This is a genomic window from Spirosoma spitsbergense DSM 19989 (genome assembly GCF_000374085.1).
Taxonomy (GTDB): domain Bacteria; phylum Bacteroidota; class Bacteroidia; order Cytophagales; family Spirosomataceae; genus Spirosoma; species Spirosoma spitsbergense.
This window is the reverse complement of sequence record NZ_KB893443.1, coordinates 1-10486: the sequence shown is the minus strand read 5'-3', so window position 1 is coordinate 10486 and position 10486 is coordinate 1. Positions and strand designations below refer to the sequence as shown.

The 10486-nt window shown below is 45.9% G+C and carries 11 protein-coding genes; 5 read left to right on the top strand and 6 right to left on the bottom strand.

Features of this window, described 5'->3' with window-relative positions; translation table 11 throughout:
• The first annotated feature begins 135 nt into the window (after positions 1-135).
• From B157_RS0107635 to B157_RS0107625, 3 genes are all read left to right on the top strand, one after another.
• Complete coding sequence (locus B157_RS0107635) at positions 136-1062, top strand: replication initiation protein (protein WP_020602764.1); 927 nt, start codon at positions 136-138, stop codon at positions 1060-1062.
• 83 nt (positions 1063-1145) lie between these two features.
• The gene (locus B157_RS0107630) at positions 1146-1364 is read left to right on the top strand and encodes a hypothetical protein (RefSeq protein WP_020600305.1); all 219 of its coding nucleotides are present in this window, start codon (positions 1146-1148) and stop codon (positions 1362-1364) included.
• Positions 1354-1698, top strand: coding sequence for a type II toxin-antitoxin system RelE/ParE family toxin (locus B157_RS0107625; RefSeq protein WP_020602763.1), 345 nt, complete (start codon positions 1354-1356; stop codon positions 1696-1698). Before B157_RS0107630 ends, B157_RS0107625 begins: the two co-directional genes overlap by 11 nt.
• Here the strand turns inward: B157_RS0107625 and B157_RS0107620 are convergent.
• Positions 1684-2184, bottom strand: a complete 501-nt coding sequence (locus tag B157_RS0107620; protein WP_020602762.1) for a helix-turn-helix domain-containing protein — start codon at positions 2182-2184, stop codon at positions 1684-1686. The genes B157_RS0107625 and B157_RS0107620 overlap by 15 nt on opposite strands.
• Before the next feature lie 86 nt (positions 2185-2270).
• Here B157_RS0107620 and B157_RS0107615 point away from each other — a divergent pair, with 86 nt between their 5' ends.
• Together B157_RS0107615 and B157_RS0107610 are read left to right on the top strand one after the other, a co-directional pair.
• Positions 2271-2576 (top strand): hypothetical protein, encoded by a 306-nt coding sequence (locus B157_RS0107615; RefSeq protein ID WP_020602761.1) that lies wholly within the window; start codon positions 2271-2273, stop codon positions 2574-2576.
• Between the two features lie 657 nt (positions 2577-3233).
• Entirely contained in the window at positions 3234-3503 is a 270-nt protein-coding gene (locus B157_RS0107610) for a hypothetical protein (RefSeq protein ID WP_020602760.1), read from the top strand.
• Positions 3504-3655: 152 nt separating this feature from the next.
• Here the strand turns inward: B157_RS0107610 and B157_RS0107605 are convergent, their stop codons facing one another.
• The 5 genes from B157_RS0107605 to B157_RS0107585 form a co-directional block, all read right to left on the bottom strand.
• A complete protein-coding gene (locus B157_RS0107605; RefSeq protein ID WP_020602759.1) occupies positions 3656-7396 on the bottom strand; it encodes a chemotaxis protein CheB in 3741 nt (1246 codons plus the stop codon).
• Positions 7386-7838 carry a response regulator gene (locus B157_RS0107600; RefSeq protein WP_020602758.1) on the bottom strand — a complete coding sequence of 151 codons (453 nt, stop codon included), beginning with the start codon at positions 7836-7838 and terminating at the stop codon, positions 7386-7388. Before B157_RS0107600 ends, B157_RS0107605 begins: the two co-directional genes overlap by 11 nt.
• 208 nt (positions 7839-8046) lie before the next feature.
• Positions 8047-8619, bottom strand: a complete 573-nt coding sequence (locus B157_RS0107595; RefSeq protein WP_020602757.1) for a hypothetical protein — start codon at positions 8617-8619, stop codon at positions 8047-8049.
• Complete coding sequence (locus B157_RS0107590) at positions 8616-9563, bottom strand: relaxase/mobilization nuclease domain-containing protein (RefSeq protein ID WP_020602756.1); 948 nt, start codon at positions 9561-9563, stop codon at positions 8616-8618. Before B157_RS0107590 ends, B157_RS0107595 begins: the two co-directional genes overlap by 4 nt.
• The gene (locus tag B157_RS0107585; protein ID WP_020602755.1) at positions 9560-9841 is read right to left on the bottom strand and encodes a plasmid mobilization protein; all 282 of its coding nucleotides are present in this window, start codon (positions 9839-9841) and stop codon (positions 9560-9562) included. The genes B157_RS0107590 and B157_RS0107585 overlap by 4 nt, the downstream gene beginning before the upstream one ends.
• Between the last annotated feature and the right edge of the window lie 645 nt (positions 9842-10486).

Sequence of the window (10486 nt, the reverse complement as noted above, 5' to 3'; positions counted from 1 at the left end):
TAATAAACTGGCGTTTGATTACAAATCCACCCTTAATAAACTGGCGTTTGATAGCTAATAAACTTTTTTTTATTACTTACTGAAAGTTTATTAAGAAGTTTTTAAATTTGCCCTGACAATCAGATAGTTTTATAAATGAACAAGTCAATTGAAATATGGCAGGATAATGCATTGACAGTAGCTCGGTATGAGATGAGCGAAACCGAAAAGAATCTACTGTACATGGTCGTTGCTCAGGTTAGACCCGAAGACTCCGAGACAAAAGCATATCAGGTATCCGTTAAGGAGATGGCCAAGATAACAGGCTCTGAACGCTTAATGGGTGAAGCTTATAAGCAGGCTGCTCGCAAATTGATGAGCCGTGTGTTTGAAACAACGTTATCAGGTGGAGATGCCCTAATTGCGACATTTATAACTTCCGCACGCTTTAAAAAAGGTACTGACTTGATTGAAATTGAGCTATCTCGTTATGTTCGGCCTCTGTACGTAGACCTCAATAAAAAGTACACCAAGGTTCAATTGGCAGCAGCAATCTCGCTTAACTCAGCTTACGCTAAACGGATTTATGAACTATTATGCATGTACAAAAACATGGCTGACAAGACATTCCGACGCGACATAGCAGATCTCAAATCTATGTTATGGATTGTTGATCCTAAAACTGGTAAGGATAGCTACCCTGACTGGACAAATTTTCAGCGAAGGGTTTTAGATATAGCTGCCAAGGAAATTAACGGCCATACAGACATCACATTCACCTACAAACCCATTTACGGCGACCGCCCTGGCCGTGGTCGTAAACCAGTCGTCGAAGTCGAGTTTGAGGTATTCTACCAGGCTAAACCCGAACCGGCTCAAGCGTCAAATCTGCACGAGCGGCTAGTTAAGCAATTCCGACTGCGACCCGATCAAGCTGATACTGTGCTGGCTACTCACTCAACCGAAGTTATCACTCGGCAACTCTACGATATTCAGACCAAAGTGGTCGATGGCAAGGTAAAGAACGTTGGAAGCTATACAGCCAAAGTATTTGGCTTAGAAACGAAGGGGAAAGAAAAATAAGGGAAGTGGCCGCGAATCGGCAGATCGGGGCGTACAGAGCCTGAAAACACGCTAAAAAGGACAGAACTTAGTATCTTGCTTGTATGAAAATCGTTTTAGACATTCCTGATAGCAAAGTGGGCTTCATGATGGAGTTGTTACGTAGCCTGTCGTTTGTGAAAGCTAAGCCGCTACCAGTGGGCATATCCAATGAAAAGGCCCTGTTTCTGGCTGAACTGGGGGAAGCAGTCGAGGAGTTAAATGACGTGCTGGCGGGTAAAACGCAGGCCCGTGACGCGTACGAATTACTCGATGAGTTATGACCTTAGACGGTTGCCAACCTTCGACCGACAGGCGAAGCGACTGGCTAAAAAATATCCGTCGTTAAAAAACGACCTGCGGGTTTTGTTTGACTCGCTGCGGGAAGAACCTACTCAGGGAGCGGCATTGGGTAAAGGTTGCTACAAAGTACGCATGGCGATTGCCAGTAAGAAGCAAGGCAAATCGGGTGGGGCGCGGGTAATTACCTTTGTGAAGGTCACGCAGAAAGCGGTATACCTGCTGGCCGTTTATGACAAATCCGAGAAGGAAGTTTTAGAGCCGGGTGAACTGGACACCTACTTAAGTTTGATCGAGGACGAATCAGACGCCGAATAACCGGCTCCATAAGCTGCGCCGGTTGGGAGTAGAATCATCGGCTCCAGGTGCGGGCAAACGTTTTTGGAGGTCGCCTATTTGAGCATTTTGCTGAATCAACAATTCTTCAATGTGACCCATCTTCTGATTAGTCAGTTGACTAGTCATCTGATTAGCCATCGCATTCATAATGTCGCCTTGTTCAAACAGACGATTTTGTAATTGCTGAATTGTCCGGTCGCGTTCAGCGACCGCTTCCCGTAACTGCTGATTCTCCTCCTGTATCGAATCAGACACGATCAGCGCGGGTAAGGTGGCCACTGTAGGGGCTTCGTACTCCTGCTGTAGCAATAGCGAACTGATCTGATACGCTTTTCCTTTAGGGGTATCTTCGGAACGAACATGACTAGTCAAAACATGCTGTTTGACTAGTCGCCGGATGGTCTGTTCAGAGCGGCCGTAAAGCTGGGCCGCTTCTTTTATCGTCAAATATTGCTGATTAGTCATTTAAGCCATAATGAGTAGTCACGGCTTAAATATAGTGGTTTACAGCATATGGAAGGCTATTTTCTGATTAGTCACGATTATCACCAATGGAACAACGTAACCAACACAAAGGGGAAATTAGGGCGGACTACACCTACACCGTTGAGGGCAGTGTTATTGCCATTATTGACTTGGATCAAGGCAGTAAAAGCGTGACCAATGACATAGAAAATGTACTGGATGACATCCGGGCTGAGATTGGCAATCTGGCCGGGTATGCAGTCATTTACCGCGATAGTATGGGCCGTTGGGATGGTGTCCGCTTGACAGGAAGCTTGGTTGAATTCTACTCTCTGAACGAAACCGATGGCGAACGGGCAGCCGCTCGGCTGTTACACCTACTGCCTGGCTGATAAGCCCCTGATTGGAAAGGGAAATAAGTAGGGTCATTGTATTTTCTCAAGAAAGCGGCTGATCTGACAGGATGGCTGCTTTCTGATTTATTTCACATAACATAACAATCATTATACAACGAAACTGGAATAGTACAACGCCCGGCACATTCTCACGAGTGGCCGGGCATTGCACTATTCATAGGTTGGTGGGCAGGTTTGCCGTTTCGTACAAAATCCGTCACTTGAGCAATTTAGCGAGACTTAGAAGGAATAGATCAGCTTAGCCATTTTAGGCCCAATAAGTCCTACCTTTTTGACCCACAGTTAATTAGCAATTTGACTATTCAGATTAAGTCAAAAAATAGGGTCAGAAAGTAGGTCCACTGACCATTCTGGTTTTTGTTTTATGAAACCGACTTTCTGATCTGAATTAGTTGATAATCAATATATTAAATAGTGAGAGCCGTCCAAGTGACGGATTTTGTACGAAACGGCAAATGCACCCGTTGGTTCTACGGGTATACCCTAAAAAGCAGTAGCTGCGACGCGTGTTAGTATTTGGGGGTGACAACTATGCCAATGCCGAGTTTACGCTATGCTTATTGATTAAACGGGGAAAAAATACCATTCCATAAGAATCTGGTGAATAACTGACTGCCAAATAGTTATGGGGTTATGAAAACGCTTTCTTCCAAACTCAGTATCACACAACAAGATTTTATTTCGTTTTATGATACCCAAGCCCCCAAGTTATGGGGACTCATCTTACTGGCTAATCTACCGCTATCTACGTCAGAAGGTATTCTCACGAATACGTTTATAAAGGCTTGGCAGGATTTAGACAACACTCCGTTTACTAAAAACTATTCGTTTACTCAGTTGATCGATTTGGCCTGCAAAGAGGGGTTGCCCATTGGCTGTTTAAAAGCCCTATTAAATCGGTAGCGACGTGGTCTTTGGACTTTTGATTAATTTAGAATAAGCTTCGATAACGTATTTTTGTTCATCAATTATTGTACAGAACAAATAGGGAATACATTTTAATTTTAAATCTTCATTAGCATAAATCTGGTGTAATTAAAAAAATACCAAAATCGCTAAGCAGTAGGAATATACATATCAAACTGTGCCCCTTTATTTAATTCACTAGTGGCTGTAATAATACCGTTGTGATTCTCTACAATTTTTTTGACAATAGCTAAACCAATACCCGTCCCCCTATAGTGTTCTTTACCGTGCAGACGTTGCAATAAGTCAAATATCCGTTCGCTGTATTGTGATTCAAAACCGATGCCATTATCGGTAACGGTGATGTTACAATAATCAGTGGTCGGTAAAAGAGTCGCTTTTTTTACATCACTTCCTTTGATGAGTTGGCTCTTTATACGGATGTGTGGGGGTATGTCAGGATGCGAAAATTTAAGCGCATTACCAATCAGATTATGCATCAGTTGGTGAAACTGAAACACGATGACAGGAGCATGGCCCAGGGCAGTAGCCTCTATTGTAGCGTGCTTTTCCGCAATGGTTTCCCTAAGCTCGTCTAGTACCTCTTCAACCAGTAAACGAAGATCGACGTTTTCAACTATTCGTTCGGAGGTGCTTAACTGGGAGAAGGCCAGCAAATCATCGATCAGTTGCCGCATTCGTTCGGCGGACTTCTGGATGCGCGTAAAATAATCTTTGCCATTATCGGTTAAGTTTTGTTCCTCTTTTTCGAGGATACGATTGGCCAAGGTTTGAATTTTGCGTAGCGGTTCCTGCAAATCGTGGCTTGATACATACGTGAAGGATGCAAGCTCTTTGTTCATTTGCTGAAGCTTTCCGTTTTGTTCTTCCAGCATTACGTTGGCTTCATTCAACTCATGGGTTCGGTTAGCAACTGCTTTTTCTAATGCTTCCTGTTGTTGTTTTTGTTCCTGAATCTCCGTATTGGTGCCTACCCACAGCATCGCTAATTTCCCGTTCTCTCCTTTGTAGGCTAACCCCCGACTTAAATGCCATTTGTACTCCCCGTCTTTATTTAATAACCGTTGCTCCAATTCAAAATTAGTACCCGTATCTAAGGAATGTTGCCACTGGGTTTTATAGTCTTCCCAATCGTCAGGATGGATGATTTTTTTCCAACCCCTATCCTTTAGCTCTTCGGCGGTAAGCCCTGTATAGGTGTGCCATACCTCATTAAAATAATTTAAATTGCCCTCTTCATCGGTCGTCCATACTTTTTGGGGAATGGCATTGGTGATGAATTGAAAGCGGTGTTCTATTCGCTTTTTCTCTTCTTCAGCCTTCTTTGCTTCGGTAATATCGTCTATTGCCAGCAGAATCAATTTTTCCGACCGCTTATTTTGTACCTCACGGGCATTCAGGCGCATGACCCGCTCACCAAGCTTATAAAATGTATGGGTTAATTCAAAATCGTTGAACTCAAATTTTTTAGGGAGAATTTTTTCTAGTAGGTCTTTCAAGGCTGGAATATCCCAATCGTTGTTACCCACTTCGTAAATCAACTTACCTTCCGTTTCTGCTTCACTGACCTGGAATGATGTATAGTAAGAACGATTGGCACTTTTTACCCGCAGGTGCTGATCCAGTACCAGTAAGGGTTCTCGGATGGTGGCCACAATCGCTTCGGCATAATCCCGGGCGCCTGTTACCTGCTCATTGAGGTTAATCATTTCCTGGTTGACAACCGTTAATTCTTCATTGGTACTTTGCAACTCTTCTTTGCTGGTTTCTAATTCTTCATTTAAGCTCTGCAATTCTTCATTGCCACTCAATAACTCTTCGTTAGCACTTTGCAGTTCTTCGTTTACCGCTTCCTGATCCTGGGTAATACCGCGCATATCTTCACGAACTTGCGCTAGCTCCTGCTCTGATTGCTGCAATCGAAGGTCTTTCTCCTCTTTTTTAGCCTTCGTTTTTACGTTCTTAGGCGTAAGGCCTGGTTGCTCCTTACCAATCGTGGAATGGTGAAAAAGAAGTAAATAATGTGGCTCGGCCATATGGGGCAAGGGGACCGCTTCGATAGCAATGGTCTGTACGTACCCATTTAGTTGTACCGGGATATTGTCTTTGATCGTTGGTGTCTGGTCTTTTTTCGCTTTGTGTACCAGGTTGCGTAACTCAAAAGCTAGTCCGTCTTTGGCCAGCAGTAACAAATTATGCGTGGGCTTACCGGGCGATTGGGCTAAATAAGGGGCTGTGTCACCGCGAAAATGGACAATATCCATGACCTCATTGATGACTACACCGGCAGGCGTGTAGTTTTTGAGAATTAGCTCATCGGCTACTTTTTGAAAGTCGGTACGCATAGGTTTATGTTCACTAGTAGCCTGACTCAGAGTCAACTCGTTGGGCTGAATAGCCATTGGCATAATCCGACCAGTCCCCTCTTTGCGGGTGAATACTTTAGCGTTTTTAGTGGTCGGAGAAAAAAGGGGAGAAGCGTGCCCAATCGTCTCCGATTTACCGAGTAGTAAATAGCCTTTTGGGTTTAAGGCATACTGAAACGTGGTAAATACTTTCTGTTGCAGATAGGGTTCCAGATAAATCAGCACATTCCGGCAACTAATTAAATCTAGTTTGCCAAAGGGCGGGTCTTTTAAGAAGTTGTGTGCAGCAAAGACACACATATCCCGCACGGACTTATTTAGTTGATAATTGTCGTTGGTTTTGGTAAAGAATTCAGTCAGTCGTTGGGGGGAAACAGAGGCTACTTCGGCTTTTGTGTACAACCCGGTTCGTGCTTTGGCAATGGCGGGTTCGCTTAGATCGCTGGCAAAGAGTTGGACTCGTTGTGGGGTATCGGCCAGGAGCTCCCTAAAACACATGGCTATCGAATAGGCTTCCTGTCCTGTGCTGCATCCCGCCACCCAAATGCGTATGGGTTCACTGGCAGCCTTATTTTTTATGATCGTGGGGAAAACCGTTTCCTGTAACGTATCGAATACGGGCGAGTCCCGGAAAAATGACGTAACGGGGATCAACAGGTCTTGAAATAAAGCATCCTGCTCCTGCTGGTTATCCCGTAAATAGGTCAGGTAGTGGGCAACTTCCTCTCGTTTAGTAATTGCCATCCGGCGTAAAATCCGCCTGCGGATAGTCGTTTGTTTGTAATAGGTAAAATCGGTTCTGGTACGGATACGTAGCAGCGTAAGGATTTGGTTGAACACCGCTTTTTCTGACTCCGGTGCGCTGGGATCATTCCCGCCTTTTCCGCTTAAAATCTGGGTTATTTCAACCAGTTTTTGCGGTATTTCTTCGGGCGGAAGCACAAAGTCAACAACCCCGGCCTGCACCGCACTTTTAGGCATATTATCATACCCGGCGGAGGCTTCATCCTGCGCTACGGTAATACCCCCGTTTTCTTTAATGGCCTTTAGTCCCTGGGTGCCGTCACTGCCCGTACCCGATAACACGACGCCAATCGCATGGCTTTGATGGATCTCGGCCAGGGAGGTAAAAAAAAGGTCAATGGGTAGATTGAGTTTCCCTTTATTGGTGGAGCGGGGGCTTAACTGTAATACGCCATCATTGGCTACCAGCATTTTGTTGCTGGGTAAAATATAAATATGGTCCGGCTCGACCTTAATGTCATCGGATATTTCCAGGACCGGAATCATGGTCGCCTTTTGAAGCAGTTCGGGCAACAGGCTATCATGATTGGGGGCTAGATGCTGCACCAGCACATAAGCCATCCCTGACGTTTCGGGAATCGCTTTGAGTAGTTTCCGAAAGGCCTCTAATCCGCCTGCTGATGCGCCAATACCTACCACCGGAAATAAATTAGTAGATAAGACTTTTTCGTCCGCTTTGGGTGTCGATTTATCGTTCACAGCTGAGCATAAAATCTTCTTTCGTGGGCTGTAAATGACTTCCTTGTGTTAGCAAGGTAAGGGCCTGCTGAATGACCTGTCTGAGTTGTGTTATGCTGGCTGGTTTGCGAATGCAGTAGTGAGCGCCAATTAGGTAAAGCATATCGGCCATTTCTTTCTCAAATGAGGTGGAGAGGATGATAACCGGAAGTTGCTTGAGTTTTTGGTCGCGTTTTATTTCGGCCAAACACTCATGGCCGCTTTTACGGGGCATATTGAGGTCGAGGAACAGTATATGGGGTAGTGGCTCCCCCTGCCTATTGAGTCGTTGCATCAGCTCTTCCCCGTCGTGCACGGTAGTGAGGTGAACGGCTACCGGTAGCTCGTTCAAGGCTTCTTTAAAAAAAAGGCAATCGTCCTGATCGTCATCGGCCAGCAGAATTTGACGTTGATTCGTATCCATCGTTCATCGGTAGATTATAGAATACACATTGAAAGGAGAGGATGCTATCAATCGAAACCCGTGCGATAGACAACCTAAACAGCCGTGATGCGGGCTATATACAGCTTATGTATACTTGCGCGAGGGGGTCATCAAGAAATGGCCTTGTAAGGTCGTTAAATTTCGCGGTATTCTATTAATAGTGACGTTCAAGGCTTTATAGTATGAATCATGGTTTGTTGAACTGGTCCCAAAACCCGTTGTCGTCATAAGCGGGGAATAGCCGGGCATACGTTGAGTTGTTGCGCTTATAATCTTGAATTTGGTTGTAATAATAATCCCGTTCTCGGATCACCTCCTGGGCCTGTTTGTAAATAACGGTCTCTTGGGCCTGTTCCCGGTAGTGGTCACATAAAAGCCACGCTCCGAAGACTACCAAAACTAACACTACTCCATACGCTAAAGCAGCATAGAAGGTCGTAAAGCCGTAAATATCACCCGTTACCCGCACATGACGTGGAATTCTCTGCGTGGTTTTCTCAAAGTTCTGAACCGCTTGATCGGCAGTCTGCGCGATTCGGCTAGCCGCCTTATCGGCTGCTTGCTCAATAGCAGCCGTATCAGGCAGACCCTTTTTCAGGTCGGGCAGCACATGCTGGGCGAAACTCTTGGCATCTAACGTAATAGGTCGGTCAATGACTTGTTCCAATTGTTCAGCCGTAACCGGGGCGGCTCGTTGGCTTAACTCGTCTAATTGGGCCTTCATGGCCTTGATATCGTTGAATAAATCTTGTGGGTTCATAGTCCTAACCCGCGTTTGGGTGTTTTTTGTTGTTTCTCTTCGATTTCCGGCCTTTTCTCCTGTTGGGGCTTAGGCTGCTTCATTTCTTCCCCCTTCGTTTGCTGGTAGCCCGTTAAAAGCTCATTCCACCGGTCTTTCTCTGTCGCAGCGGTGTAACCCGCAAACAAAGCGTTCCAAGCACTTTGACTTTGGTTCTGCTCCTGCTGATTCAGGTTCAACTGCTGGCCAATCTGCTTAGCTTTATGGCCTACTTCGGTACCTTTCACGGCGGTCTGCTCATAACGAAAACTGCACCCCACCAATACCCCCTTACTATCGTGTTTAAACTGGCTCTCTACGCACTTTAACCGTAGCTGCTCACTTAACTGCTCGACCGTCGTTATTTGAGGATTTGTGAGGGTCGTTTTTAGTGCCTCCTGTACATACTCACGGGTGCTTTGCTTGTGGGGGTCGTGATCGTTTAAGCTCTGGCGTTGCTGTGGTAGCTGGCTCATGCCTAACTGCTGGGTAATCGCTTGGCAGACCTTCACGTTCCGGGCGTAGTTGTGGCTCGTGTCCAGCGCGGGGCCTCCGTCCATCGGGACGCGGTTGATGTAGATGTGAATGTGGGTGTGGGGCCGGTCGTGGTGCTGGTAAATGGCTACCTGGTGACGGGTGGGGTCGGCTCCCATCTGTCGGCAATACTCCGACGCAGCCCGTAGTAGCTGCTCCTTCTGGACTTCTTCCCCCTTTGGCCAATTCAGGGATGTATGCCAGACCGGGCTTTGGCACCGGCTGCTATCCGCTACGGCCATCATCTCAGCGGCCATGCCCTGCGGATCACGCGCTCCTAAGTTCGACGCACCAAGCAACTGCGAAGGTTTATTTTCTTTCCCTTCCTTCAGTCCAGCCCCGTACTCCAAGGCTGAACCGAAACTCCGCCCGATACTGGTTTTGGCAATCATCGCAGGGCCGTTTTTAGAACTAATAGAATCTCGTCAATGGCTTTACCATCAAACTGCCGCAGATGCGCGTAGCGGGTCAATTGGTTCAAATTGTTGGCCACGCCTGTAACGACCTGCCGCAGCTCAGCCGGTAGCCGCTCGGCAACGGCCTGGCTGGTGGCCACCCGGCGGACATACTCGCTAACAGTCAGCCCGGCTACCTTGGCCTTCGCTTCAATCTGGTTGCGCTCTTCGGTACTGACCCGAAAGCGCATGGTTATAACCTTGTTTTCACTCATTGGAAACGGGGTCAAGAGGAACGATTGCAAGACGGGCCTTTCGTAAGCTTGCGTAACGAAAGGCTGACTTTGTAGCGGTAAACCCGTCGCGCAGCAGGGTTTGTAGCTACAAAGTCATGGCTTGCTTATTCACGAGCGACAAATATCGCACCGGACGGTTTATTCTGCAAGTGGGATTTTCTTTTTCCCCTGTGTTATAAATGATGGATTGGTTAGGAGGTGATGACGGGGGAAAGGCTGGCCACTGCTGTGGCTATCAGGATGAGATCAGTTGAGCACAGTAGGTTAGTAAAAAATCAAGGTTTAACTAAATTTATAGTTGCGGCCCCTCTGCCCCTTTAGTTTTTTGTTTTTTCTTCCCTTTCCAATTTGATTTTTGATCTGCTCGTTGGCCAGCTCTCGTTGATCTATTTTTTTAGTCGTGTCAACCACCCTAAAAACCGTTTTTTCAAGCCACTTTTTCGACAACAAGTGATTGTGTATTATCAAATATCACTTGTTAAACACTTGTAAGGGAAAATTTTAGCAGATAATTGCCTGATTACTAATTTTTTATGCTGTGGATAACTTTTAATAAACTGGCGTTTGATTACTAATAAACTGGCGTTTGATTACAAATCCACCCTTAATAAACTGGCGTTTGAT

What these genes read in the sequence shown, in the direction of transcription:
- B157_RS0107590 (WP_020602756.1), bottom strand. Translation starts at nt 9,563, where the DNA reads ATGATTGCCAAAACCAGTATCGGGCGGAGTTTCGGTTCAGCCTTGGAG.
- B157_RS0107620 (WP_020602762.1), bottom strand. Translation starts at nt 2,184, where the DNA reads ATGACTAATCAGCAATATTTGACGATAAAAGAAGCGGCCCAGCTTTAC.
- B157_RS0107595 (WP_020602757.1), bottom strand. Translation starts at nt 8,619, where the DNA reads ATGAACCCACAAGATTTATTCAACGATATCAAGGCCATGAAGGCCCAA.
- B157_RS0107600 (WP_020602758.1), bottom strand. Translation starts at nt 7,838, where the DNA reads ATGGATACGAATCAACGTCAAATTCTGCTGGCCGATGACGATCAGGAC.
- B157_RS0107615 (WP_020602761.1), top strand. Translation starts at nt 2,271, where the DNA reads ATGGAACAACGTAACCAACACAAAGGGGAAATTAGGGCGGACTACACC.
- B157_RS0107585 (WP_020602755.1), bottom strand. Translation starts at nt 9,841, where the DNA reads ATGAGTGAAAACAAGGTTATAACCATGCGCTTTCGGGTCAGTACCGAA.
- B157_RS0107635 (WP_020602764.1), top strand. Translation starts at nt 136, where the DNA reads ATGAACAAGTCAATTGAAATATGGCAGGATAATGCATTGACAGTAGCT.
- B157_RS0107630 (WP_020600305.1), top strand. Translation starts at nt 1,146, where the DNA reads ATGAAAATCGTTTTAGACATTCCTGATAGCAAAGTGGGCTTCATGATG.
- B157_RS0107625 (WP_020602763.1), top strand. Translation starts at nt 1,354, where the DNA reads ATGAGTTATGACCTTAGACGGTTGCCAACCTTCGACCGACAGGCGAAG.
- B157_RS0107610 (WP_020602760.1), top strand. Translation starts at nt 3,234, where the DNA reads ATGAAAACGCTTTCTTCCAAACTCAGTATCACACAACAAGATTTTATT.